Raw genomic sequence first — 24,671 nt, forward strand, 5'->3', positions numbered from 1 at the left:
CCCGCATTTCCCCTCTCCCAACCCTCTCCCCGCCAAGCGGAGAGAGGGCTAGTGGATGTTACGCGAAGGTCTTCGCGAAGTGGTCGAGCGCGGCCTTCAGCCCCGACTTCGCCTCGTCGCCCAGGTCCTTGGTGTCGCGGATCTTGGCCAGCACCTGCGGGTGGTTGGCGCGCAGGTCCGACAGCATCGCCTGTTCGTAGCGGGTCACGTCGTTCACCGGCACGGTGTCGAGATAACCCTGCGTACCCGCGAAGATCGACGCGACCTGTTCCTCGAACGGCATCGGCGAGAACTGGGCCTGCTTGAGCAACTCGGTCAGGCGCGCGCCGCGGTTCAGCAGCTTCTGCGTCGACGCGTCGAGGTCCGACCCGAACTGCGCGAACGCCGCCATTTCGCGATACTGCGCCAGCTCCAGCTTGATGCTGCCCGCGACCTTCTTCATCGCCTTGGTTTGCGCGGCGGAACCGACGCGGCTGACCGAGAGGCCGACGTTGATCGCGGGGCGGATGCCGGCGAAGAACAGGTCGGTTTCGAGGAAGATCTGGCCGTCGGTGATCGAGATCACGTTAGTCGGGATGTAGGCCGACACGTCGCCCGCCTGCGTCTCGATGATCGGCAGCGCGGTCAGCGAGCCGCCGCCATTGGCGTCCGACATCTTGGCGGCGCGCTCCAGCAGGCGGCTGTGCAGATAGAACACGTCACCCGGATAGGCTTCGCGGCCCGGCGGACGGCGCAGCAGCAGCGACATCTGGCGATAGGCCACCGCCTGCTTCGACAGATCGTCGAACACGATCAGCGCGTGCATCGCATTGTCGCGGAAATACTCGCCCATCGCGGTGCCGGTGTACGGCGCCAGATACTGGAGCGGAGCGGGGTCCGACGCGGTCGCGGCGACCACGATCGAATATTCCATCGCGCCGTTCTCTTCGAGCGTGCGCACCAGCTGGGCGACGGTCGAGCGCTTCTGGCCGACGGCGACATAGACGCAGTAGAGCTTCTTGCTCTCGTCATCGCCCGCATTCGCGGTCTTCTGGTTGATGAAGGTGTCGATCGCGACCGCCGACTTGCCGGTCTGGCGATCGCCGATGATGAGTTCGCGCTGGCCACGGCCGACCGGCACGAGGGCGTCGATCGCCTTCAGGCCCGACTGCATCGGCTCCGAAACCGACTGGCGCGGGATGATGCCCGGTGCCTTCACGTCGACGCGGGCGCGCTTTTCCGACACGATCGGACCCTTGCCGTCGATCGGGTTGCCCAGACCGTCGACGACGCGACCCAGCAGCCCCTTGCCGACGGGAACGTCGACGATGGTGCCGGTGCGCTTGACGGTGTCGCCTTCCTTGATCGACGAGTCCGACCCGAAGATCACGACGCCGACATTGTCGGCTTCGAGGTTCAGCGCCATGCCCTGGATGCCGCCGCCGAACTCGACCATTTCGCCCGCCTGGACGTTGTCGAGCCCGTGGATGCGGGCGATGCCGTCACCGACCGACAGCACCTGGCCGACTTCCGAAACCTGCGCTTCGGTGCCGAAATTGGCGATCTGGTCGCGGATGACCTTCGAGATTTCTGCGGCGCGGATATCCATGTTCAGCCTTTCATCGCGTGCGCGAGCGTGTTCAGTCGGGTCTTGATCGAGCTATCGATCATCTGGCTGCCGATCTTCACGACCAGTCCGCCAAGAAGCGTGGGGTCGACCTTCAGGTCGATGGCGACCTCGCGGCCGACACGGTGACGCAGCTGCTGCTTGAGCGCGTCGACCTGGGCATCGTCCAGCGGATGCGCCGAGACGACTTCCGCATTGGTCTCGCCACGCGAACGGGCGGCCAGGTCGCGAAAGGCGCGGATGATCGCGGGCAGGTCGCCCAGGCGACGATTCTGCGCCAGCACGCCGAGGAAATTGGCGGTGAGCGGGTCGAGCCCCAGCACCGGGACCAGCGCGGCGATGGCGCGGGCGGCATCGTCGCGTGCCACCAGCGGGCTCTTCACCAGCGCGGCCAGATCGTCCGATTCGGACATCGCCGCCGTCACCGTCTTCAGGCTCGATTCGACCGCCGTCAGCTGGCCCTGCTGCTGGGCGAGGCCGAACAGCGCGGTCGCATAGCGGCCGCCCAGGCTCGCCTGGATCGTACCGCCGCCACCAGTAGTTCCGCTGGATGTCTCCACGCGCGCGTCCTTGTCAGGGGTCAACTTCAAAATCCCATGCAGGTAAGGGGGCCGCCATTCCAACCGCCGTCGCGAACAATGTCGCGCCGCTGACCGGCCCATGCGCCCCCGATGGGTCGTGGGGCCGCTAGCATCGGTGTCACGATTTCGCAAGCTTTGTGGGACGCCGTGTGGCGCGATGTGATTCGGATGCAAGCTGAACGGGGGATTATCGGGATAGTTAGAAGAAGGAAGTTTGGTTCACGCGAAGGCGCGGAGACGCGGAGGAGTTGTGCTCGGTGTGAGGAGGTCCGCGTAAGCGACCTGATCGCTTCGCTGCAACGAAACGACATGTCTGCCGAGCGCAAGGGCCGTGGCCCCGAATACGACCCCTTCGCGTCTCCGCGCCTTCGCGTGAAAACCCCTTCTACTTCGCCGCCGTGCAGCGATAGACCAGCCGTTCGTTGACTTGGCTCGGCAAAGCGGTGCGAATCGCCGATTGCTGGGTCGCCAGCGCGGCGCGCCCGCCGGTGTCGGCGGCGCAGGCCTTTTGCTGGACCTGGCCCCTGAGCGACCGGGCACGGTTCATCGCCTCGGCTGACAGCAAATAGCGGCTGTTCGTGTAGCTGCCGCTGACGGGATCGAAGCGCAGGACGGACACAGTCGCATCCTCACTCGGGACCAGGATGCGTTCCCAGCCGCCGCCCGGCGCCTCGGCATATTGGGTGCGGCCGTTCATGCAGCCATCGGCACGCCAGTCGAAGCGGACGGTTTCGACCGGCGACAGGATGATGCGGCTGCGTTCGGGGACCAGCGTGCATTGCAGCGCGCCTGACAGCGGCGTCGCGCGGGTTGCGGCGGTGACGCCCGATTCGTCTGCGGCGGCAATCGATTCGGGGTCGAAGTCGGGCCGGAGCAGGAAGGTCGCGATGGCCGCGACGAACAGCACGCCGCCGCCGATCGCGGCAAGCCGCGCCTGCTTCTTCGTCTGCCGCCGGGTCCCCAGCAGCCCGGCGCCGCCGATCGCCAGCACCGATAGCGCCAGCAACAGCGCCGCGCCGGCGATCATGTTCTCGCGGGTCTCGGCATTGTCGGCCCGTGCTTTTTCCAGCGCGACCTCGCGGTCGTCGCGGGCGCGTTCGGCGGCGGCACGGGCGCGCTCGCGTTCCTCGACGCCCTGCCGTTCGGCCTCCGCCCGGTCGCGCGCATCGGCATCGGCCAGCGTCAGGCACGGGGTGGCGATGGTCGACACGGACTGGCTCGCTTCCCGCAGGAACGCGATCAGTTCGCCATCGGCGATGGCGAAGGCGAAGCTGGCGTCGCCTTCTTCACCACGGGTCAGTGCAGAATTTACCCCCAGCACCCGGCCGCAACGGTCGAGCAGCGGCCCGCCAGAATTGCCGCGCGCGATGCTGGCGGTGTGGACCAGCACGGCGGTCCCCTCCAGCGTGCGGTTGCCCGACATAACCCCCTGCGACCGCACCGGCGCGGTCGGCGTCACGAAATCATCGGCCGACCGCGCGGTGGCCAGGTCGACATTGCCCGGATAGCCGAGCGAGATCAGCGGATCGCTCTCACCCAACGGCCCGGTGTAGAGCGTCAGCGGCGGCAGGCGCACGCCGCTGACCTCGATCAGCGCCAGGTCGCGCGACTTGTCGATGCGCAGCACGCGTCCCTCGAACGACTTGTCGCCTTCCGACGGGACGACGCCGACCACCGCCTCGCCCGGATAGCGCTCCAACAGTTCGACGACATGCGCGTTGGTGACGATCCGGCCCGGCGCGATGGCGAAGCCGGTGCCGTGTTCGACATCGACCATCTCGCCATCGACCGTGGCGATGACCACGACCCGCACCACCCCGCGCGCCGCCGCCGACACGTCGTCGGCACGGGCAGGGGCTGCCAGTACCAGCATCGCCGCCAGCGCGGTGATCCAGCGGGCGAGCAGGCGGACGAGCGGCATCGGAGCTTTGGTCATGACGCCGCCGTTTCCGACAAAGCAGCGCGCGGGGCAAGGGGGCGTGCGGCGCCCGTTCAGCCGGCCCCGGCGCCCTTTGCCGCTTTCCTGCCCTGATCGGTCGCCTCACGCCACTTGGCCAGCGCCGCCGGGCCGCCATCCTTGTCGATCGTCGCGATCAACGTCGCGGCCAGCGCCGCATTGTCGTCGCGATGCGGGGCATAGGCGATCGGCCCCAGCATCTTGCGCGCATCGGCCGCCTTTCCCTGGTCGAGCAGATCGGCGGCGACCAGCATCCGGACGTCGGGGTCCTGCGGTCCCAGCAGGTGCGCGCGCATCAGCGCGGCGCGGGTATTGGCGGTGAGCGGCGTGCCTGCCGCCCGATAGGATTTGTAGAACTCGACCAGCGGCTCGGCCGCGTCGTTGTCGATGCCGTTGGCCGCCAGGAACGACTTGCGGATGTCGCGCCACTGCGCGGGGTCGGTGACCTTGCCCGCCTGCGCCGCACCGACGCGCGCCATGCCGAGATAGAGGTAACCGTCCACAGACCGCGCATCGGCGGCGATCGCACGACGGGCGGCGGCCTCCGCTTCGGCATAATTGCCCGCGTCATATTCGGCCTCGGCCAGCGCGACCTGTACCGCCGGATCGTTGGGATAGGGGGCGGCGGCGCGCCGCGCGGCGGACACCATTTGCCGGGCCTGTTCGGGGGTCACCCCCTTTTTCGAACGTTGCTGGGTGCGCATCATCGCGACTTCCCCCGGCCGCAGCGCGCGGACCGTGACCGGCAGGTCGGGGATCATGCCCGTCGGCAGCGTCGAATAGCGCATTCCGCGCCGCATATAGGCGGACAGGTCGCGGTCGAGCTGGCGGGGTTCGCCCAGCGCCTTGGCCGCCTCCAGCATCGGCTTGCCCGCGTTGATCGCGTCCATATAGCTGCCGAGCTGTCCCTTGCGGCTCGCATCGAACACCAGCATGTGGGTCAGCAGCCAGCCCTGGGCATAGATGCCGTCGACCCCGCTCTTGTTCGCATTGCCGCCCAGCAGTGTCGCGGACGATACCGGCAGGCCATCGGCAAAGGCGTCGGCGCGGTACATGGCCGGCCGGCCGATCTCGATACTGCCGTCGGGCTTCATCCGGGTCGGTCCGAAAAATTCGGCGAACCCCTCGACGAACCATGCCGGAAAGGCGGCATCGGCCCAGTTCGACAGCATGAAATGATGGGTATATTCATGGAACAGGATCGCTTCCGCGCCGATCGCGTTGGCCGTTTCCTGCACCATCTGGCGTGGCACGAACGCCACCGATCCGCCCGCGCGCGGGATGTAGAAGCCGGCGACGTTGGCCCTGCCGGCCAGGCTCGCCACCGCCGACTGGTCGTCGACGACATAGACGGTGACCGGATTGGCCGGCCCGGTCGGGGATGTCGGCATGTTGGTCAGATGGCGCAGCAGCCGGTCGAACCGTTCGAGCCGTTCGGCGAAATGCGATACCGCCGCCGGCTTGTCGTCGGAATAGACGACGAAATGCGCGGTCCGCGCCTCCTGCCATTCCGCATGGGCCGCAACCGGCCAGCACGCCATCGCCCCGCACGCCAACCACCGAACCAGACGCCGCATCTTCACGCTCCCCCAATACTCGCACGTCGATGCTAACTGCCTGAAACGCCGTCGCCAAGCTCACACGAAGCTGTACGGATCGACGTCGACCGCCACCCGCACCTTCGTCCCCCATTCCACCCCGTCCAGCCAGTCGCGGATCACGTCCTGCACGTCGAGGCTGCGGGTCGCATGGACCAGCAGGCGGAAGCGGTGCCGCCCGCGCAGCATCGCCAGCGGGGCGGGGGCGGGGCCGTAGACGTGGCAGCCCTCCACCTGCGGTGCCGCGCGGCCGATGGCGCGGGCGGTGGCTTCGGCCGCGCCCTTGTCCTCCGACGACACGATGATCGCGGCATAGCGGCCGAACGGCGGCACCCCGGCATCGGCCCGCGCCTCGGTCTCCGCCGCATAGAAGCTGTCGGCATCGCCCGAGATCAGCGCCTGCATCACCGGCGCATTGGGCTGGGTCGTCTGGATATAGACATGGCCGGGCTTGGTTCCGCGTCCGGCGCGGCCCGCGACCTGCGCGATCTGCTGGAAGGTCCGCTCCGACGCGCGCAGGTCGCCGCCCTGCAACCCCAGGTCGGCGTCGATCACCCCGACACAGGTGAGGTTGGGGAAATGATAGCCCTTGGTCACCAGCTGCGTGCCGACGACGATGTCGATGTCGCCCGCCTCCATCCGCCCGACGAACTCCGCCGCCTTGGCCGGGGACCAGATGGTGTCGGAGGTGACGATCGCGATCTTCGCGGTCGGCCACAGCGCCGCCGCCTCGTCGGCGATGCGCTCGACGCCGGGGCCGCAGGCGACCAGTGCGTCCTCGGCATGGCATTCGGGGCAGGCGCGCGGCGTGGGCAGGACATGGCCGCAATGATGGCAGGACAGCCGGTGGATCAGCCGATGCTCGACCATCCATGCGGTGCAATTGGGGCATTGGAAGCGATGCCCGCACGACCGGCACAGCGTCAGCGGGGCATAGCCGCGCCGGTTGAGGAACAGCAGCGCCTGTTCCTTGCGGCCGAGCGTCTCGTCGATCGCCTTGACCAACGGCGCGGCGATCCAGCGGCCGCGTTCGGGCGGCTGTTCGATCAGGTCGATTGCCTGGATCGTCGGCAACTGCGCCTTGCCGTAGCGGCCGGGCAGCTTCACCTCGGTATAGCGGCCCTGCGCGACCTGTTGCCGCGTCTCGATCGCGGGCGTCGCGCTGGCGAGGATCACCGGGCATTTCTCGAACAGCCCGCGCATCACCGCCACGTCGCGGGCGTGGTAATGGACGCCCTCTTCCTGCTTGAAGCTGGTCTCGTGCGCCTCGTCGACGACGATCAGTCCCAGATCGGCATAGGGCAGGAACAGCGCGGAGCGCGCGCCGACCACCACCTTCGCCTGTCCGCTGGCGATCGCGCGCCATGCGCGGCGGCGTTGCGTCGAGCGCAGGTCGCTGTGCCACGGCACCGGCTCGCAGCCGAAGCGCGCGGTGAAGCGCTTGAGGAACGGTTCGGTCAGCGCGATCTCCGGGAGGAGCACCAGCACTTGCCGATCCTGCCGGATCGCGGCGGCCACCGCCTCGAAATACACCTCGGTCTTGCCCGATCCGGTAACGCCGTCGAGCAGGAAGGGGTGGAAGGCGTTGGCATCCACCGCCCCGGTCAGCCTATCCGCCGCCGCCTGCTGATCGTCGGACAGCGCCGGTTGGTGATGATCGGGGTCGGGCGTCGGATAGGGCTGGTCGATGTCGACCGACACCGCCTCGATCGCGCCGAGCTTCACCAGCCCGCGGATCACCGCGTCGGACACGTCGGCGATGCTGGCAAGTTCGCGCACCAGCCCGCGCCGCTCACCGATCCGCTCCAGCGCCTGTTCCCGCTGCGCCGTCATCCGATCGGGCACCACGCCGGTCGCGCGATATTCGATGGCGAGCTTCGCTCCCTCCAGCGCCGAGTTGGAGGCGAGGCACATGCGCAGGACGGAGGCAGGGGCGGCGAGATAATAGCCCGCCGTCCACTCCACCAACCGGCGCAAGGGAGCCGCGATCGGCGGCACGTCGGCGACGGCCAGCAGCGGGCGCAGGCGGTTGTCGCCGACCTCCTCCGCCGCCAGCCGTTCCGCATCCCACACCACGCCGACCAGTTGCCGGGGACCGAGCGGGGCGGTGACGATCGAGCCGGCCTCGACAGTCATGCCATGCGGCACGCGGTAATCGAGCGGCCCGAGTGCGGCGTTGAGCAGGAGGACGCGGGCGCGGGACATGGGTGGGTAGATAGGGAAGACTGTCGCTTCCGTCATCCCGGCGCAGACTTGGCCGCTATGCCAAGAGCGATCCCAAAGCTCCCCGTCATCCCGGCGAAGGCCGGGATCCATGGCTCCGCAAGCGCCGATGGCTTCGGTTCCTGCGGCGCGGTGGATCCCGGCCTGCGCCGGGATGACGGGAGAGGCAGACTTCAACTCCCATCGTCATTCCCGCGCAGGCGGGAATCCATACACGCTGACGGTCGTGCCTCTATCGCAGGCGTCAGCGTGTATGGGTCCCCGCCTGCGCGGGGACCACGATGGTCGGGATTACAGCGCCAGCCGCGCGGTCACGCGGATGTCGCGTCCGGCGAGCGGGGCGTAATCCTTCAGGAAGCTGGCATGACGGCGTGCCTCGACGTCGAAGATGTTGTTCGCCGACAGCATCAGGGTGGTGTTGCTGTCCCGCCCGAACGGCCTCAGCGATACCGACGCGTTGACCATCGTATAGGCCGGCGTCGTGGTTTCGAGGTTGGAGACCCGGTCCTGCCGCGTCACATGCTCGACCTCGCCGCGCACCTGCACCATCCGGCCCTGTGCCTCGATCCCGCCCAGCACGCGCAGCGGCGGGATGCGCGGGGCGGGGCCGCGATCGACGATCGTGGCGCGGGTATAGTCGGCCAGGCCGTCAAGGTTGATCGCCGTCTCGCCGAACTTCGCCAGGCGCGCCGACGCTTCCGCTTCGAAGCCCCACAGCCGGGCATCGGCTTGGGCATACTGGAACACCGGCAGGTCGTCCTCGACGGCACCGGTCGGGTTCTCGTAGATGAAGTTGCGGAACCAGTTGTGATAGGCCGACAGGCCGAAGCTGTAGCCGTCGCCCGACCCCTTCAGCGTCGCTTCGAGGCCGTCGCTGATTTCCTTGGCGAACGCGGGGTTGCCGACCTCGAACGCCTGGGTCCCGGCGTGCGGGCCGTTGGCGAACAGTTCCTCGGCCGACGGCGCACGCTCGGTGTGGCTGGCGTTGACGCCGAAGCGGATATTCTCGGCCAGGCCGACACTGCCGCCGAGCGAGCCGGAGAAGCTGTCGAAGCCGCGGCGGATATTGCCGTTGCCCAGCAGGGCGTCGGCCGATGCGCGGGCGACGGTATATTCGTACCGCCCGCCGGCTTCCGCCCGGAACGCGCCCATGTCGAACGACTGGAGCGTGAACAGGCCGAATTGCTGCGTTTCGTTGCGCGGCACGAATTTTTCGTCGCCCTGCACGTTGAAGTCGCGGATGAACATCTGTCCGCCCACCGCACCGCGCCAGCCGCCGCGCGCCGCCTGTACCAGTTCCAGCCGCGCCTCGACGCTCTGGTTGAAGAAGCTGGTGCCGATCTCGCCCGTATCCTCGATCTCGTCATGGCGATAATCGGCGAAGCCGGCGCGCAGGCGGATCTTTTCGAGCAGGCCGCCGCCGGTATCGACCTCGCCGCGCATGTCGGCCCGGGTCTGCTGGACGTGGAGCGTCACTTCCTCCGCCTCGCCGCCGTCCAGCGAATAGCGGATCGGCACGCCGTAGCGATTGTCGAGATGGCTGACCGAGAAGCCCAGATTGCCGGTATCGGTGACGATCGCCGCACCGCCGGCGACTTCCCACATCTTCGACTGCGAATTGGGTAGTTTGCCCTTGAGGTCGGCCAGCTCGCGAATGTCCGCGTCGGTGCTGGCCGCCGCTTGGCGGCGCAGCGGCCGCGACAGGATATAGCCGCCGGTATCGAGGTCGTCGGTCTTGCCATAGGTGCCGTCGAGGTGGAACACGACCTTGTCGGTCACCGGCACGTCGACCGACGCCGACCCGCTGCGCTCGTTCGCCGCCGAGCCATAGGTCGCGATCGCGTCGGCATGGATCGGTTCGTCGGGCACGCGGCGCGGGATGCGGCTGTCGATGACGTTCACCACGCCGCCGATCGCCGACGACCCGAACAGGAGCGCCGACGGACCGCGCAGCACCTCGATCCGGTCGGCGGTCAGCGGGTTGATCGCGACGGCATGGTCGACCGAGGTGTTGGATACGTCGAAGCTGCCGATGCCGTCGGTCAGCACGCGGACGCGCTCCCCCTGAAGGCCGCGCAGCACCGGGCGCGAGGCGTTGGGACCGAAGCTGGTCGCCGACACGCCCGGCTGGCGGGCCAGCGTCTCGCCGATGGTCGGGCGCAGTTCGCGGGTCAGTTCCTCGCCGCTCAGCACGCTGGTGCCCGACAGGATATCGGCCTGATTGCGCTGGTACGGCGCGGTGATGATGATCTCGGGCGGGGCCTCGCTGTGATAGCTGTCGGTCGTCGTCGCCGCGCCCTGAACGTTCGTGCTTTGGGCAAAGGCAGCGGCGGGCAGGACCAAGGCGGTGGTCGACAGCCACAGGGCGGGACGGAACATTGGGCGTGTACTCCAGATTACGACGACTCGATCCGGTAGCGTAATATGATACAACATACCACTATCTTTGTGCGGCGCAGCGCCTGTCCGATTTGCCCGCGCCGGCCATCGGGTTGCGCGACCATGTTTTTCCGGCAAAGGTTGCCGGCATGACGCGCAAAACCCCCGTGCCGCCCGCCGAAACCGAAATCGCTGAAACCGCCGATGCCGCCGACGACCGTCGCTACCGCGCCCCGGCGCTGGAAAAGGGTCTCGACATCCTCGAACTGCTGGCCGGGGTCACGGCGCCGCTGACGCTGACGCAGATCGTGCAGCGGCTGGGCCGGTCGCATGGCGAGCTGTTCCGCATGGTGCAGGTACTCGAATATCGCGGCTATCTGTCGACCGAGGCGGGCGGGGACGGCTATACGCTCAGCGACCGGCTGTTCTCGCTCGGCATGAACCAGCCGCGCACCCGCTATCTGATCGAGGTCGCACTTCCCGAAATGCGGCAGCTCGCGCTGGAAACCGGCCAGTCCTGTCACGTCGCCGTGCACACGATGGGCGACATGGCGGTCATCGCGCGGATGGAATCGGCCGATCAGCTCGGCTTCTCGGTCCGGGTCGGCTATCGTCGGCCGCTTCTGCAGGCGGCATCTGGCGTGGTCCTCTACGCCTTTCAGCCCGATGACGTCCGTGCGCGCTGGGAAGCCTTGCTCGATCCCGTGCCGACGGCCGAGGCGCTGGCGACGTTCCGCGCCCATGCCGAGGAAGTGCGCGCGGCGGGGATCGAACGCACGCCCAGCCGCTTCGTCAGCGGCGTCACCGACCTGTCGGCGCCGATCCTGCGCGGGCGTGGCGCCGCGGCGGCACTGACCATGCCCTATCTGTCGAAACTGGGCGAGGCCGACAGCATCGACGCGGCGGCGGCGGCGGTACGGGCGGCGGCGCGGCGAATCTCGGACCAACTGGTCGATGACGACCATCATCCGTGAAGTATACGCACCGTACTGCGCTTTCCGGTTGCAAGGAAAAATCTGTTCACATATGAAAACGCTTCGGCGTCGGGGATGACGACCGGACCGGGGCGGATCGATCATTCACGGGCGGCGCCCCATGGGGGCTGCGCATGACTATCATCACCCGGCTATCGGTACACGACATCCGGTTTCCGACCTCGGCCTTTCTCGACGGGTCGGACGCCATGAATCCGGAACCGGATTATTCGGCGGCCTATTGCATTCTCGAAACCGATACGCCGGGGCTGGAGGGGCATGGCCTGACCTTCACCATCGGGCGCGGCAACGACCTGTGCTGCGCGGCGATCGCGACGCTGGCGCCGCTGGTCGAGGGGCTGGCGCTCGACGACATCCGCCGCGACGGTGCCGGGTTCTGGCGGCGGATCACCGGCGACAGCCAGTTGCGCTGGGTCGGCCCGGAAAAGGGGATCATCCACCTCGCCACCGGCGCGGTCGTCAACGCGGTGTGGGACCTGCTGGCCAAGGCGGCGGGCCTGCCGCTATGGGATTATATCGGGTCGATGTCCGCGCAGGAGATCGTCGGCCTGATCGATTTCCGCTACATGACCGATTGCATCACCCCCGAAGCGGCGGTGGCGCTGCTGGAAGAGCGGGCGATCGGCAAGGCGGAGCGGCGGGCGACGCTGCTGGCGGAGGGCTATCCGGCCTATACCACCTCGCCCGGCTGGCTCGGCTATTCGGATGAGAAGCTGGTCCGCCTGTGCCGCGAGGCGGTGGCCGACGGCTTTACCCATATCAAGCTGAAGGTCGGCGGCGATCCCGAAAACGACCGCCGCCGCGTCGCGCTGGCGCGCGAGACGGTCGGGCCGGACATCGACCTGATGATCGACGCGAACCAGGTGTGGGAGGTGGATCAGGCGATCGCGCGGGTGAACGACCTCGCCTTCGCCAAACCGCGCTTCATCGAGGAACCGACCTCGCCCGACGATGTCGAGGGGCATCGCGCGATCCGCGACGGGGTGAAGCCGGTACAGGTCGCGACCGGCGAGATGTGCCAGAACCGCATCGTCTTCAAACAGTTCATCATGCGTCACGCGCTGGACGTCGTGCAGATCGACGCCTGCCGCCTGGGCGGGGTGAACGAGGTGCTGGCGGTGCTGCTGATGGCGGCGAAATACAATCTCGCCGTCTGGCCGCACGCCGGCGGCGTGGGGCTGTGCGAATATGTCCAGCACCTCTCGATGATCGACTATCTGTGCTTTTCGGGCGTGAAGCACGAACGCGCGGCCGAGTTCGTCGATCACCTGCACGAACATTTCATCGATCCGTGCGTGGTCGAAAACGGCGCCTATCGCGCGCCCTCGCGGCCCGGTTACTCGATCGAGATGAAGCCGGAGTCGCGCGAGGCGCATCGGTGGAATCCCAGGTAAACTCCCCTCCCTGACAAGGGAGGGGGCGGGGGTGGGTTGGTCCGCGAGGGACGGTAAGCGCTCCACAACCGGCCTACCCACCCCCAGCCCCTCCCTTGTCAGGGAGGGGAGCGGCGTTGCCGGACCCCCGCGACAAATTGCGACAACTCCCGCATTGCGTCGAACGATGCGGTGCGTATGAAAACGGTGTCGAAACTTTCGGATGCGCCGGCGGTTATGCGTCGGCGCATTCGCGCCGCTTTCCTGTCGCAAAGGTTGTCGCTCTTGATCCGATCCGCGTCGCCGCGCGTCCGTCCGCTGTTGATCCTGCCCGCCCTGATCGCGCTGACCGCCTGTGGCGGTGGCACCGGGGAGAAGGCGACGAAGAACGGACGCGGCAATCAGGGGCCGGCGCAGGTCGGGTTCGTGGTCGTTCAGCCGACCAGCGTCGCCCAGACCGCCGACCTCGCCGCGCGCGTCGTCGCGTTCCAGCAGTCGGAGGTCCGCCCGCAGGTCGCGGGCATCATCCGCAAGCGCTTCTTTACCGAAGGCGCGCTGGTCCGTGCCGGACAGACACTCTACCAGATCGACCCGCGCCTCTATCGCGCCCAGACCAACGAAGCGGTCGCGAACCTCAACAGCGCCCGCGCCAACGCGGAAGCGACGCGGATTCGCGCCGATCGCTATCGCCCGTTGGCCGAGATCGAGGCGGTCAGCCGCCAGGACTATACCGACGCCGCCGCGCAGGCGCGCCAGGCCGCCGCCGCCGTCGAACAGAGCCGCGCGCAGCTGGAGACGGCGCGCGTGAACCTGTCCTTCACCAACGTCCCCGCACCGATCACCGGGCGGATCGGGCGCAGCTATTTCACCGAAGGCGCGCTGGTCACGACCAACCAGACCGATCCGCTGGCGGTGATCCAGCGGCTCGACCCGATCTTCGTCGACATCCAGCAATCGGCCGCCGACCTGCTGGCGCTGCGCCGCGAACTGGCCAGCGGCGGGGTGGTGCCGGCCTCCGCCGCCGTCCGCCTGCGACTGGAGGATGGCAGCGACTATGGCCGGGCCGGCACGGTCCAGTTCGCCGAGGTAATGGTGAACGCCCAGACCGGCACGGTGACGCTGCGCGCCCGCTTCCCCAATCCGCAGGGTATCCTCCTGCCCGGCATGTTCGTCCGTGCGCAGTTCGCGCAGGCGATCGACCAACGCGCGATCCTGGTTCCGCAACAGGCGGTGAAGCGCGATCCCAAGGGGATGGCGACGGTCTTCGTCGTCGGGCCGAACGATACCGCCGTGCAGCGGCAGGTGCAGGCCGAACGGACGCAGGGCGAGTTCTGGGTCGTGACCGGTGGCCTCAATCCGGGCGACAAGGTGATTACGCAGGGCACCGCCAACCTGCGCCCCAATGCGAAGATCAAGCCGGTGCCGGCCAATACGCCGCAACGGATTCAGGCGCAGCCCGCCGGCGAACAGCCCTCCGCGCCCGCAAAGGCGGGATAAGCGATGTCCCGCATCTTCATCGATCGCCCGATCTTCGCCTGGGTGATCGCGATCATCGTGATGCTGGGCGGGCTGGGCGCGATCCTGTCGCTGCCGATCGCGCAATATCCCGACGTCGCCCCGCCGCAGGTCAATATCCGCGCGACCTATCCGGGGGCGAATGCGGAGACGATCCAGAATTCCGTCACGCAGATCATCGAACAGCAGCTGACCGGCATCGACGGCCTGCTCTATTTCAGTTCGCAAAGCTCGTCGCGCGGGCAGGTGACGATCAGCGCGACCTTCGACAAGGGCACCGACGCCGACATCGCGCAGGTGCAGGTCCAGAATCAGGTGCAGCAGGCACTGTCGCGACTGCCGCAACAGGTCCAGCAACAGGGCATCCGCGTCACCAAGTCGAACCCCGACTTCCTGATGATCGTCGGCATCTTCGACGAAACCGACCAGCGCACCAATGGCGACGTGTCGGACTATATGGAGGCGAACCTCGTCGAGCCGCTGGCGCGGATCAACGGGGTGGGTGAAACCAACGTGTTCGGGTCGCAATATGCGATGCGCATCTGGCTCGATCCGGCCAAGCTCGCCTCCTTCTCGCTGATCCCGGGCGATGTCGTCACCGCGATCCAGGCGCAGAATACCGAAGTCGCCGCCGGCGAACTGGGCGGCCAGCCGACCGGCCCCGAACAGCAGCTGAACGCCACCGTCACGGCGCAATCGCGCCTCCAGACCCCGGCGCAGTTCAAGGCGATCATCCTGAAGACGCTGCCGGACGGATCGACCGTCCGCCTGTCCGACGTTTCGCGGGTCGAGCTGGGGCAGGAAAATTATGCGGCGCTGTCGCGGGTCAACGCCCATCCCGGCGCCGGCCTCGCCATCAGCCTCGCCCCCGGTGCCGACGCGCTGGAGACGGCAGAACTGGTGAAGGCGGAGGTCGAACGGCAATCGGCGAAGTTCCCCGCCGGCCTGACCTTCGCCTATGCCAACGACACCACCGCCTTCATCAAGCTCTCGATCGAGGAAGTGGTCAAGACGCTGGTCGAGGCGGTGATCCTCGTCGTCATCGTCATGTTCGTGTTCCTGCAAAGCTGGCGCGCGACGCTGATCCCGACGATCGCGGTGCCGGTCGTGCTGCTCGGCACGTTCGGCATCTTCTATCTCTTCGGCTTCTCGATCAACACGCTGACCCTGTTCGGGTTGGTGCTGGCGATCGGCCTGCTGGTCGACGACGCGATCGTCGTCGTCGAGAATGTCGAGCGCCTGCTCGACGAAAATCCCGACATGACGCCGCGCGAGGCGACGATCCAGTCGATGCAGGAGATCCAGGTCGCTTTGGTCGCGATCGGGATCGTGCTGTCGGCGGTGTTCCTGCCGATGGCGTTCTTCGGCGGGTCTACGGGCGTCATCTATCGCCAGTTTTCGGTGACGATCGTCGCCGCGATGGTGCTGTCGGTGCTGGTCGCGCTGATCCTGTCGCCGGCACTCACCGCGACCCTGCTCAAGCAGAAGAAGCGGGGCGAGGACGGCAGCCTGGAGGGCGGCTGGCTGGAGCGGAAATTCCCCCGCGTCGCCCATGTCGGCGAACGGCTGCGAAACGGCTTCAACCGCAATTTCGACAAGGGCGTCGACAAATACGAACGCGGCGTCATCCATGTCATCGACCGCAAATGGCTGTACCTGCTGCTCTATGCGGCGGTGCTCGCGATCCTCGCGCTGCTGTTCTTCCGCCTGCCGACCAGCTTCCTGCCGACCGAGGATCAGGGCGCGGCCTCGATCCGCTTCCAGTTGCCCGCCGGTGCGACGCGCGGCCGGACCGAGGCGGTGCAGCGCGAGGTCGAGAAATATTTCCTGACCTATGAAAAGGACAATGTCCGCACGCTGCTGGTCGTCGCCGGCGGTGGCGGGGGCGGCGCGTCGGGGCAGAATACGGGGCAGGGGTTCATCAACTTCACCGACTGGGCGGAGCGTCCGGGCACGGACAATGGCGCCGACGCCATCGTCGCCCGCGCCTCCGCCGCGTTCCGGGGGTTCCGCGATGCGCAGGTCTTCGCGCTGCTGCCCCCGGCCGTGCGCGGGCTGGGGCAGGCGAACGGCTTCACCATGGAACTGCAGAACGCCGGCGGGATGACTGCGGCCGAGTTCGCCGAGGCGCGCGACAAGCTGCTCGCCGCCGCCAACGCCGATCCGATGCTGACCGGCGTGCGCCTGTCCGAACTGCCCGACATCGCGACGCTGAACGTCGATATCGACCAGCAGCGGCTGTCGACGCTGGGGCTGACGCAGGGCGACGTGAACAACACGCTGTCGACCGCGTGGGGCGGACGCTACGTCAACGACTTCATCGATCGCGGCCGGGTGAAGCGCGTGTTCGTGCAGGGCGACGCCCCGTATCGCAGCGAACCCGCCGACCTGTCGCAATGGTTCGTGCGTGGATCGGACGGACAGATGGTGCCCTTCTCCTCCTTCTCGCGTACCGGCTGGACCGTCGCGCCGACCACCCTCTCGCGGTTTCAGGGTCTGCCCTCGTTCGAGTTTCAGGGGCAGGCGGCATCGGGCGTCAGCTCCGGCGAGGCGATGGACCGCATCGCCGAACTGGCCAGCCGGATTCCGGGGACCAGCGTCGCCTGGGCCGGGCTGTCGTTTCAGGAACGGCTGTCGTCGGGGCAGGCGCCCTTGCTCTACGGCCTGTCGATCCTCGTCGTGTTCCTGTGCCTTGCCGCGCTGTACGAAAGCTGGTCGATCCCGATCGCGGTGCTGCTGGTCATTCCGCTGGGGCTGATCGGGGCCATCGCCTTCGTGACGCTCAGGGGGTTGGAGAACGACGTCTATCTCCAGATCGGTCTGCTGACGACGATGGGGCTGGCGGCGAAGAATGCGATCCTGATGATCGAATTCGCCGAACAGGCGGAGAAAAAGGGCGCGCGCGTCATCGATGCCGCGCTGGAGGCGGCGCGCATCCGCCTGCGCCCGATCCTGATGACCAGCCTCGCCTTCATCTTCGGCGTGTTGCCGCTTGCGCTGTCGACCGGAGCCGGTGCCAACAGCCGTATCGCGATCGGCACGGCGGTGATCGGCGGCATGTTCACCGCGACGGTGCTGGCGATCTTCTACATCCCGCTGTTCTTCGTGCTGGTCCGGCGCGGGGTCCGCGACGGCCTCGCCAGACTGCGCCACAAGCCGCACAAGGAGGCTGAAGCATGAAGCGGCTGACGATCCCGCTCGCCGCCATGCTGCTGGCGGGCTGTTCGATGACGCCGGCCTATGAACGGCCGACCGCCGTGGTGCCGCCGTCATGGCCGGTCGGTGACGCCTATCTGCGCCAGCGCGAGGCGAGCCTGCCCGCGCTGACCTTCGAACAGGTGTTCACCGCGCCCGGCCTGCGCACTTTGGTCGGGCAGGCATTGGTCAACAACCGCGACCTGCGCATCGCCGCCGCCAATATCCGCGCGGCGCGGGCGCAATATCGCATCCAGCGCGCCGACCTGTTTCCGCAGGTCGATGCCTCGGCCCGCTACAGCTATCGCGGCACCGGCGATGGCGCGACCACCTCGACCACCTCGACCACCGGCACCGGCGGCACGGGCGGCACGACCGTCACCAGCCGCAGCTCGAACAGCAGCTTTTCGGCCGATCTGGGCGCGACCGCGTTCGAACTCGACCTGTTCGGCCGCATCCGGTCGCTGACCGAGGCCGAGCAGAACCGCTATTTCGCCACCGAAGCCGGCGCCCGCGCCACCCGCCTGACGCTGGTCGGCGACATCGCGGAGGCATGGGCGACCTATGGCGCCGACCGCAGCCTGATGGCGGTGGCGCAGGCAACGGCGGCAAGCGCCCGGCGCAGCGTGACGCTCACCCGCGCCCGGTTACAGGGCGGCATCGCCCCTCGCACCGATCTGCGCCAGGCCGAACAAATTTTGGCGACGGCGGAGAGCGACCTCGCCGAACAGCGGACGCAACTCGCGCAGGACATCAACGCGCTGCAATTGCTGGTCGGGGCGCCGGTCGATCCGGCGCTGCTGCCCGCGTCGATCGACGTCGCGTTGCCGACCATCGCCGACCTGCCGGCAGGAATCGATTCGTCGATCCTGTTGCGTCGCCCCGACGTGGTGCAGGCGGAATATGAACTGCTGGCGGCCAATGCCGATATCGGCGCGGCGCGCGCGGCATTGTTCCCGCGCCTGTCGCTGACCGGACTGGTCGGCTTCGCCAGCGACGCGCTGCGCACCTTGTTCACCGGCGGCGCGTTCAACTATTCGGTCGCGCCCTCGCTCAGCTACCCGATCTTCCGCGCCGGTGCTGCCCGTGCGGGGGTGGAGTTCAGCAAGGCGCAACGCGACGCGCTGCTCGCGACCTATGAACGCACCATCCAGTCGGCGTTCCGCGACGTCGCCGACGCGCTGGCGCGGCAGGGGACCATCGTCGAACAGACCCGCGCCGAACGCGCCAACCTGGTCGCCGCACAGGACACGTTCCGCCTTACCGAGGCGAGATACCGGGGAGGCATCGACACCTTCCTCACCAGCCTCGATGCGCAGCGTTCCTATTACAGCGCGCAGCGCCGGGTAGTGGCGACGCAACTGGTCGCCGCGACCAACCGCGTGACGTTGTACCGGTCGCTGGGTGGCGATTCGCTGTTGGACGCAGGACCGAACGGGCCGGTGCCGGTGACGCCGCCATCTCCGGAACCCGTTCGTGCTGAGTAGAGACTGAGCTTGTCGAAGGCTCATATCGAAGCACCCGTGGCGGTCCTTCGATACGACGCTTCGACAAGCTCAGCGGCACCTCAGGACGAACGGACCGGAAAACTCACGCAGCGATCGCAACCCCTGCCGGGTCGTCGTCATTCGCTGCCTTCCGCGCCACCCGAACCCGGCGCGTCCGCCGGCTCCGCGACCGGGGCAGCACCCGCGCCACCCACAGCTTGAGCGACACGCCGCGCACCGCGCCCGCCACCGCCAGCGCGGCCAGCACGGCGTCGAGATAGGCGGCGACGTCGATCGCCATCAGCACCCCGGCCAACTCGGGCGACCCCACCGCCGACACGACGATCATGTCGCCGCCCATCCAGACCACGGTCCCCGCCGCCGCCGACAGGATCAGGAACAGCAGCCAATGCCCCGGCGTCAGTGACGCGAACCGTCGCGCGATCGGCACGACCAGCAACCCCGCCAGCACCCGCACGACCGGCAGGTCGGGCCACAGCCGCAGGATGACGATACAGGCGATCAGGGTAGCGGCGACGATCGGCATGGGTTTCCCTTCCGAAACGACATGGGAAGCGGATCGGCGTCCGTAAAGATCAGCCGCCGTCGACGATCAGATCGACCGACGTGCCGCGCCCCTCGGGCGACAGGAACACGGCATAGGCGGCAGTGCCACGCGTGCCGCCCAGCACATGCTGTCCGCCCTCGGCCTGATGCTCCGCCGAATAGCCGCCCTTCTTCGCGCGGGTGTAATACCAGTCGACCATGCGATCGACCGGCTGGGCGATGGTGAAGCTGACCACCCGCATCCGGCAGCCATCGGCATCGGTCCCGGCCGCTTCCGACAGCCGCGCATCGGGGTGGAGCGCGAAGGCGGCGGGCAGGCGATTGGCCCATGCCGCGCTATAACCGACCTTGGCCGCGCATTGCCGGTTGCCGGAATTCTGCACGGCGGCGAGTTCGCCCAGCGTCAGCGCCTCGTGCCCGCCCTTGCACGATGGGCAGGCACCCGGCTTCGGTGCCGATTCGAGCGATTCGGGCCTCGCGGCGCTGCCCGATGCGACATCGGCGGCGGGGGCGGCGGCGCTGTACGGCCTGTCGGCGGGCTTGACCGCGCCGTTGCCGGATTGTCCTGTCAGGCTGGGATCGACCATGATCTGGTCCTGCAACGCCGCCGTCACCGCCGGATCGCCGGCATTGCCGCGCAGCAGTTCGGCGTCGAGCGCGTCGACATCGTTGCCCGGAGGCGTGCTCTGGTTGCAGGCCGCCAGCAATACCAGCGGCAACAGGATCGAAACGGCACGAATCATCGGCGACGCACTCCGCGGGGTTCAGGGCCGCGCAATATTATCCTCGTCCGGTTAAGAGTCTGTGCGAAAACGCTGCCGGAAGGCCGGGCCGTACCCCGGCGAAGGCCGAGGTCCAGTTGGGAAGGCTTTTCCATAGGGCGCCGGCGTCCCCCCGACTGGACCCCGGCCTCCGTCGGGGTATGGCAAAATCAGGGGGCTGTCGGCGATGTTCGCAAAGGCGGCGAACAGGTCCGCAGTGACACCCGGGGGCCGCCCCGCGATCCCGCACCACGCTGGATTGGTCGAACCTGGGGCCGATCGACATTTCGGTTCAGACAGGTTTGAGGGCATCCATTTTCGTCACCCCGGACGTGTTCCGGGGTCCACGGCGCGGCAATCGATGCGGCGTGCGCCTCTATCGACCGCGATCGCGGCGCGGTGGACCCCGGAACACGTCCGGGGTGACGATACAGACGATACAGACGTGACCGTCGATCGGTCCCAGGATGGATCGCGCAAGCGAAAAACATCCCTTCGCCATTGCCCGGCGCGCCTGTCGGGGCCATGTCCTGTCCCATGTTGAACATCGTCTCGATCCTGATCGGTCTCGTCGCGCTGGTGATCGCTATCCCGGCACTCATTCCCGTCGTCTCGCTGATGAACTGGATCGCCTTCCCGATCGCGCTGGTCGGGTTCGTGATCGGGTTGCTGTCGTCGAAGAATACCGGCCGCAACCTGAACCTCGTGATCCTGATCGTCGCCGGCCTGCGCCTGTTCCTGACCGGCGGCCTGATCTGAACCGGTGAGCGAAGGGGCGGACCGGCGGGGGCTGGCGTTCGGCGTCGGCGCCTATGTGCTGTGGGGCCTGCTGCCGCTGTATTTCCGGCTGCTGGGGCCGATCGACGCAGGCGAGATCGTCGCGCAGCGGGTGCTGTGGTCGGCGCTGCTGGTCGCGGTCATCGTCGTCGCGGCCGGGCGCGGCAGGCAGTTGCGCGCGGCCTTCGCCAACCGTCGGGCGCTCGCCAATCTCGTCGCCAGCGCCGGCTTCATCGCGGTCAACTGGCTGGTCTATGTCTGGGCGGTGCTGCACGGCGAAGTGCTGGCCGCCAGCCTCGCCTATTTCCTCAACCCGCTGCTGAACGTGTTGCTGGGCGTCGTGCTGCTCGGTGAACGGATGAACCGGACGCAGGGCGCGGCGGTGGCGCTGGCCGGGGCAGGAGTGGCGCTGTTCGCCTTCGGATCGACCTGGGTCGCGCTCGGCATCAGTCTCAGCCTCGCGATCAGCTTCGCGTTGTACGGCCTGATCCGCAAGACGGTATCGGTCGGCGCGCTCGAGGGGTTGATGGTCGAAACCACGCTGCTGGCGCCCGTCGCGCTCGGCTATCTGCTGTTCCTTGCCACGAAACAGCCGCTGGCGTTCGATCAGGGGGCGAGCATGGCCGGGCTGCTGGTCGTGGCGGGCGCGGTGACGACTGCGCCGCTGCTGCTGTTCTCCGCCGCCGCGCGCCGGTTGCGGCTGGCGACGATGGGGATGCTGCAGTTTCTCGCACCGTCGCTGCAGTTCATGCTGGCGATCGCGGTGTTCGGCGAAACGCTGACGCCGGTCCGCATGGGGTGTTTCGCCCTCATCTGGGCGGGGCTCGCCGTCTACATCATCGGCGGGCGTAGGCCGGGGCGGCGCGAGGCCACCCCGACCCGGGCCTAGGGCTTAGCGGCAGACCACCTGGCCGCGATCGACCGAGCGGCCGAGCAGCGCGCCGGCACCACTGCCGATCAGCGTGCCGAGCAGGCGCGAATTGCCGCCCGCGATCACGTTGCCTAGCACGCCCCCGCCGATGCCGCCGATAATCAGGCCGGTCGTGCCGTCGCTGCGGCGGCAATAATAGCGATTGTCCTTCCCGCGATAGATGCGGTCGTTCCGGGTCAGCCGGCGCGGCTGGTAATAGCGGCCATCGCGATAATAGCGGTCGGCATAATAGCGGTTCTGGCCCGGCTCGAACCGGTTGTAATTATAGTTGCGATAGCCGCGCCAGTCGCGCTGGTCCCGGCGCAGGTCGCGTCGCGCATCGTTGACGTCGCGGGCATATTCGCGGTCGGCACGCCGCACGTCGCGGGGGCTGTCGGCGTTGCGGAGGTCGCGGCGATGATCGCGGCGGGCATCGCGCACTTCGTCGCGATATTCCTGGCGCGGGGTCTGCGCCATTGCCGGGGCGGCGGCGATCGTCGGCAGGGCAACGGCCGCAATCATCGCGGCGAGAATGGGAGTACGCATCGTTCGATTCCTATCCAGAGGATGGGTGGTAGAACGATGCGCATCTGTCCCGGGTTGCGTGAACGGGAAACTACGTCCCGTTCATTTTCACGTCATGCGTATTTCTCGCCCGGATAGGCGAACAACAGGTCGGCATCGTCGCTCGACTGCAACTGCACGTGACCTTCGAAGGTCAGGCAGTCACCGGCGGTCCATTGCGTACCATCGGCCGTACCACTGCCGGTCACCGGCACGAACCAGCCCTTCACCCCTGCCGGGACTTGCACCGTGCGCGTGCCCCCGGTCCAGCGTTCCAGCACGAACTTGGGTCCATCGACCAGGATCGACCGGTCCTCGGCGATCTGGCCCGGCGCTTCCGGCGCCACGAACGGCCGCGCGTCCGACACGGCGACGCCGTCGTCCAGATGCAGTTCGCGCGGACGGCCGTAATCGTACAGGCGATAGGTGGTTTCCGAATTCTGCTGGATTTCGATCAGCGTGATGCCCGCGCCGATCGCATGGACCGTGCCCGACTTCGCATAGAAAAAATCGCCCGCCTTCACCGGCTTCCAGTCGAGCTTCGCCTCGATCGACCCGTCAAGCGCCGCATCCTTCAGCTGTTCGGCGGTCATCGGCGCCAGCGTGCCCAGCGCGATCGTCGAATCGGCTTCGGCGGCCAGCAGCGTCCAGCATTCGTCCTTGCCGCGCGGCAGGCCGCGCGCCTGCGCCTGCGCGTCGTCGGGATGGACCTGCACCGACAGTTTTTCCGACGTGAACAGATATTTGACCAGCAGGTCGGGGGTGTCGTCGCCCGGCGTCTTGTACCAGATTTCGCCGACCGGATCGGCATCGGCGGGCTGATCGGCGAAACCGAAGCCCAGGGTATGGCGGCCCCACGGCTTTTCGACACGGTGCATTTCGAGCTTGGTGACGGGCATGCAGTCGCTCCGGAACGTCATTGAACGGGTCCGCGTGCTCATGCGCGAAAGGGACTGTTCGCGCTACCCCTGCCGCAGTAGAAGCATCGCCCATATGCGTACCGTATCGACCCGCGCGTCTGCGCTCATCCTCGTCGCCCTCGCCGGTGTCGGCCTTTCCGCCTGTGCCCGTGGCGGTGCCGGCGCGGGCCGCGACCTGCCCTATGTCGCGCGCGACGTGGGCACGTTGTACTCCGCCGCCAAGAGCCGGCTCGACCGCCACCAGTACAAGGTCGCCGCCGCGCTGTTCGACGAAGTGGAGCGGCAGCACCCCTATTCGGTCTGGGCGCGTCGCGCGCAGCTGATGGGCGCGTTCAGCTATTATCTCGACGCCGATTATACGAAGGCGATCGCCGGGGCGCAGCGTTTCCTGTCGGTCCACCCCGGCAACCACGACGCGCCCTATGCCTATTATCTGATCGCGCTCAGCTATTACGAGCAGATCAGCGACGTGACCCGCGACCAGAAGATCACGATGCAGGCGATGGACGCGCTGGGCGAACTCTCGCGCCGCTATCCCAACACGCCCTACGCCGCCGATGCCCGGCTGAAGCTCGACCTGGTCCGCGATCACCTCGCCGGCAAGGAGATGGAGATCGGCCGCTTCTACCAGCAGCGTGGACAGTGGCTAGCGGCGTCGATGCGCTTCCGCTCGGTCGTCGACCAGTATCAGACGACGACCCACGCGCCCGAGGCGCTGATGCGCCTGACCGAAACCTATCTGGCGCTGGGCGTGCCCGGCGAGGCGAAGAAGTCGGCGGCGGTGCTCGGCGCCAACTATCCCGGCACCGACTGGTACAAGCGCGCCTATGATCTGATCCAGGACAAGTCGCCTCCGCCGCCCAAGCCGATTCCCGTCAAATACGCGCCGCCCGCCCCGCCGCCCACCGGCACGGTGACGGTCGAACCGGGCGACGATCCCACGCCCGCGCCCAAGACCCCGCCGGCGGTCACGCCGTCGCCGACCGGCCCGACGACGGGTGGCACGACCACGGGTGCTGGCGGTCCGACGGGGAACTGAGGGCCGCGGGATCAGGGACGTATCCGGCAAGCGTACCAATCGCCGTTCGTCCTGAGTAGCCATTGAGCCTGTCGAAAGGGCGTATCGAAGGACCTTGGCGAGGGAATGCTTCGATACGGGCCTTCGACAAGCTCAGTCCCTACTCGGCACGAACGGGCTTGGATGGTGCGTATCCCCACGGATCGAACCCCATCGCCATCCGTTCGCACCCCATGCCGCACGAA

18 protein-coding genes are annotated in these 24,671 nt (G+C 67.7%); 8 read left to right on the plus strand and 10 right to left on the minus strand.

Features of this window, described 5'->3' with window-relative positions; all coding sequences use genetic code 11:
• Positions 1 to 58 precede the first annotated feature (58 nt).
• The 6 genes from atpA to ASE83_RS09765 form a co-directional block, all read right to left on the minus strand.
• On the minus strand, positions 59 to 1,588 hold the full coding sequence (atpA, locus tag ASE83_RS09740) for a F0F1 ATP synthase subunit alpha (RefSeq protein ID WP_055788809.1): 1,530 nt from the start codon (positions 1,586 to 1,588) through the stop codon (positions 59 to 61).
• A 2-nt stretch (positions 1,589 to 1,590) separates the two neighbouring features.
• On the minus strand, positions 1,591 to 2,166 hold the full coding sequence (locus ASE83_RS09745) for a F0F1 ATP synthase subunit delta (RefSeq protein WP_055788812.1): 576 nt from the start codon (positions 2,164 to 2,166) through the stop codon (positions 1,591 to 1,593).
• 406 nt (positions 2,167 to 2,572) lie between these two features.
• Positions 2,573 to 4,123, minus strand: a complete 1,551-nt coding sequence (locus ASE83_RS09750) for a S1C family serine protease (RefSeq protein WP_235513198.1) — start codon at positions 4,121 to 4,123, stop codon at positions 2,573 to 2,575.
• Positions 4,124 to 4,179: 56 nt separating this feature from the next.
• Positions 4,180 to 5,721: a hypothetical protein gene (locus ASE83_RS09755; protein WP_156352983.1), complete on the minus strand. Its 1,542-nt coding sequence runs from the start codon at positions 5,719 to 5,721 to the stop codon at positions 4,180 to 4,182.
• Between the two features lie 60 nt (positions 5,722 to 5,781).
• Positions 5,782 to 7,947, minus strand: a complete 2,166-nt coding sequence (locus ASE83_RS09760; RefSeq protein ID WP_055788824.1) for a primosomal protein N' — start codon at positions 7,945 to 7,947, stop codon at positions 5,782 to 5,784.
• Between the two features lie 309 nt (positions 7,948 to 8,256).
• Positions 8,257 to 10,344 carry a TonB-dependent receptor gene (locus ASE83_RS09765; protein WP_055788826.1) on the minus strand — a complete coding sequence of 696 codons (2,088 nt, stop codon included), beginning with the start codon at positions 10,342 to 10,344 and terminating at the stop codon, positions 8,257 to 8,259.
• Between the two features lie 149 nt (positions 10,345 to 10,493).
• Here ASE83_RS09765 and ASE83_RS09770 point away from each other — a divergent pair, with 149 nt between their 5' ends.
• The 5 genes from ASE83_RS09770 (at position 10,494) to ASE83_RS09790 (ending at position 18,909) form a co-directional block, all read left to right on the plus strand.
• Positions 10,494 to 11,318, plus strand: coding sequence for an IclR family transcriptional regulator (locus tag ASE83_RS09770; protein WP_082443280.1), 825 nt, complete (start codon positions 10,494 to 10,496; stop codon positions 11,316 to 11,318).
• A gap of 134 nt (positions 11,319 to 11,452) precedes the next feature.
• On the plus strand, positions 11,453 to 12,733 hold the full coding sequence (locus tag ASE83_RS09775; RefSeq protein WP_055788829.1) for an L-fuconate dehydratase: 1,281 nt from the start codon (positions 11,453 to 11,455) through the stop codon (positions 12,731 to 12,733).
• A 297-nt stretch (positions 12,734 to 13,030) separates the two neighbouring features.
• Complete coding sequence (locus tag ASE83_RS09780) at positions 13,031 to 14,209, plus strand: efflux RND transporter periplasmic adaptor subunit (RefSeq protein WP_055789270.1); 1,179 nt, start codon at positions 13,031 to 13,033, stop codon at positions 14,207 to 14,209.
• Positions 14,210 to 14,212: 3 nt separating this feature from the next.
• Entirely contained in the window at positions 14,213 to 17,407 is a 3,195-nt protein-coding gene (locus ASE83_RS09785) for an efflux RND transporter permease subunit (protein WP_055788832.1), read from the plus strand.
• Positions 17,404 to 18,909: an efflux transporter outer membrane subunit gene (locus tag ASE83_RS09790; RefSeq protein WP_055788834.1), complete on the plus strand. Its 1,506-nt coding sequence runs from the start codon at positions 17,404 to 17,406 to the stop codon at positions 18,907 to 18,909. The genes ASE83_RS09785 and ASE83_RS09790 overlap by 4 nt, the downstream gene beginning before the upstream one ends.
• 103 nt (positions 18,910 to 19,012) lie before the next feature.
• Here the strand turns inward: ASE83_RS09790 and ASE83_RS09795 are convergent, their stop codons facing one another.
• A complete protein-coding gene (locus tag ASE83_RS09795; RefSeq protein WP_055788837.1) occupies positions 19,013 to 19,456 on the minus strand; it encodes a hypothetical protein in 444 nt (147 codons plus the stop codon).
• Between the two features lie 49 nt (positions 19,457 to 19,505).
• Positions 19,506 to 20,219 carry a hypothetical protein gene (locus tag ASE83_RS09800; RefSeq protein WP_055788841.1) on the minus strand — a complete coding sequence of 238 codons (714 nt, stop codon included), beginning with the start codon at positions 20,217 to 20,219 and terminating at the stop codon, positions 19,506 to 19,508.
• A 555-nt stretch (positions 20,220 to 20,774) separates the two neighbouring features.
• Here ASE83_RS09800 and ASE83_RS09805 point away from each other — a divergent pair.
• Both ASE83_RS09805 and rarD read left to right on the plus strand, forming a co-directional pair.
• Positions 20,775 to 20,996, plus strand: coding sequence for a hypothetical protein (locus ASE83_RS09805; RefSeq protein ID WP_055788843.1), 222 nt, complete (start codon positions 20,775 to 20,777; stop codon positions 20,994 to 20,996).
• A 4-nt stretch (positions 20,997 to 21,000) separates the two neighbouring features.
• A complete protein-coding gene (gene rarD, locus ASE83_RS09810) occupies positions 21,001 to 21,903 on the plus strand; it encodes an EamA family transporter RarD (RefSeq protein ID WP_055788846.1) in 903 nt (300 codons plus the stop codon).
• Between the two features lie 3 nt (positions 21,904 to 21,906).
• On the opposite strand, the gene ASE83_RS09815 is transcribed toward rarD, so the two are convergent.
• On the minus strand, positions 21,907 to 22,470 hold the full coding sequence (locus tag ASE83_RS09815; protein WP_200921875.1) for a glycine zipper 2TM domain-containing protein: 564 nt from the start codon (positions 22,468 to 22,470) through the stop codon (positions 21,907 to 21,909).
• 92 nt (positions 22,471 to 22,562) lie between these two features.
• Positions 22,563 to 23,387, minus strand: a complete 825-nt coding sequence (locus tag ASE83_RS09820; RefSeq protein WP_055789272.1) for a class I mannose-6-phosphate isomerase — start codon at positions 23,385 to 23,387, stop codon at positions 22,563 to 22,565.
• A 94-nt stretch (positions 23,388 to 23,481) separates the two neighbouring features.
• Between ASE83_RS09820 and ASE83_RS09825 the strand changes: the two genes are divergently transcribed.
• Positions 23,482 to 24,447: an outer membrane protein assembly factor BamD gene (locus tag ASE83_RS09825; protein ID WP_055788852.1), complete on the plus strand. Its 966-nt coding sequence runs from the start codon at positions 23,482 to 23,484 to the stop codon at positions 24,445 to 24,447.
• Positions 24,448 to 24,671 lie beyond the last annotated feature (224 nt).

The organism is Sphingomonas sp. Leaf32 (assembly GCF_001421765.1).
In the GTDB taxonomy this organism is placed as follows: domain Bacteria; phylum Pseudomonadota; class Alphaproteobacteria; order Sphingomonadales; family Sphingomonadaceae; genus Sphingomonas.

What these genes read in the sequence shown, in the direction of transcription:
- atpA (WP_055788809.1), bottom strand. Translation starts at nt 1,588, where the DNA reads ATGGATATCCGCGCCGCAGAAATCTCGAAGGTCATCCGCGACCAGATC.
- ASE83_RS09750 (WP_235513198.1), bottom strand. Translation starts at nt 4,123, where the DNA reads ATGACCAAAGCTCCGATGCCGCTCGTCCGCCTGCTCGCCCGCTGGATC.
- ASE83_RS09755 (WP_156352983.1), bottom strand. Translation starts at nt 5,721, where the DNA reads ATGCGGCGTCTGGTTCGGTGGTTGGCGTGCGGGGCGATGGCGTGCTGG.
- ASE83_RS09760 (WP_055788824.1), bottom strand. Translation starts at nt 7,947, where the DNA reads ATGTCCCGCGCCCGCGTCCTCCTGCTCAACGCCGCACTCGGGCCGCTC.
- ASE83_RS09765 (WP_055788826.1), bottom strand. Translation starts at nt 10,344, where the DNA reads ATGTTCCGTCCCGCCCTGTGGCTGTCGACCACCGCCTTGGTCCTGCCC.
- ASE83_RS09770 (WP_082443280.1), top strand. Translation starts at nt 10,494, where the DNA reads ATGACGCGCAAAACCCCCGTGCCGCCCGCCGAAACCGAAATCGCTGAA.
- ASE83_RS09775 (WP_055788829.1), top strand. Translation starts at nt 11,453, where the DNA reads ATGACTATCATCACCCGGCTATCGGTACACGACATCCGGTTTCCGACC.
- ASE83_RS09785 (WP_055788832.1), top strand. Translation starts at nt 14,213, where the DNA reads ATGTCCCGCATCTTCATCGATCGCCCGATCTTCGCCTGGGTGATCGCG.
- ASE83_RS09790 (WP_055788834.1), top strand. Translation starts at nt 17,404, where the DNA reads ATGAAGCGGCTGACGATCCCGCTCGCCGCCATGCTGCTGGCGGGCTGT.
- ASE83_RS09795 (WP_055788837.1), bottom strand. Translation starts at nt 19,456, where the DNA reads ATGCCGATCGTCGCCGCTACCCTGATCGCCTGTATCGTCATCCTGCGG.
- ASE83_RS09800 (WP_055788841.1), bottom strand. Translation starts at nt 20,219, where the DNA reads ATGATTCGTGCCGTTTCGATCCTGTTGCCGCTGGTATTGCTGGCGGCC.
- ASE83_RS09805 (WP_055788843.1), top strand. Translation starts at nt 20,775, where the DNA reads ATGTTGAACATCGTCTCGATCCTGATCGGTCTCGTCGCGCTGGTGATC.
- ASE83_RS09815 (WP_200921875.1), bottom strand. Translation starts at nt 22,470, where the DNA reads ATGCGTACTCCCATTCTCGCCGCGATGATTGCGGCCGTTGCCCTGCCG.
- ASE83_RS09820 (WP_055789272.1), bottom strand. Translation starts at nt 23,387, where the DNA reads ATGCCCGTCACCAAGCTCGAAATGCACCGTGTCGAAAAGCCGTGGGGC.
- ASE83_RS09825 (WP_055788852.1), top strand. Translation starts at nt 23,482, where the DNA reads ATGCGTACCGTATCGACCCGCGCGTCTGCGCTCATCCTCGTCGCCCTC.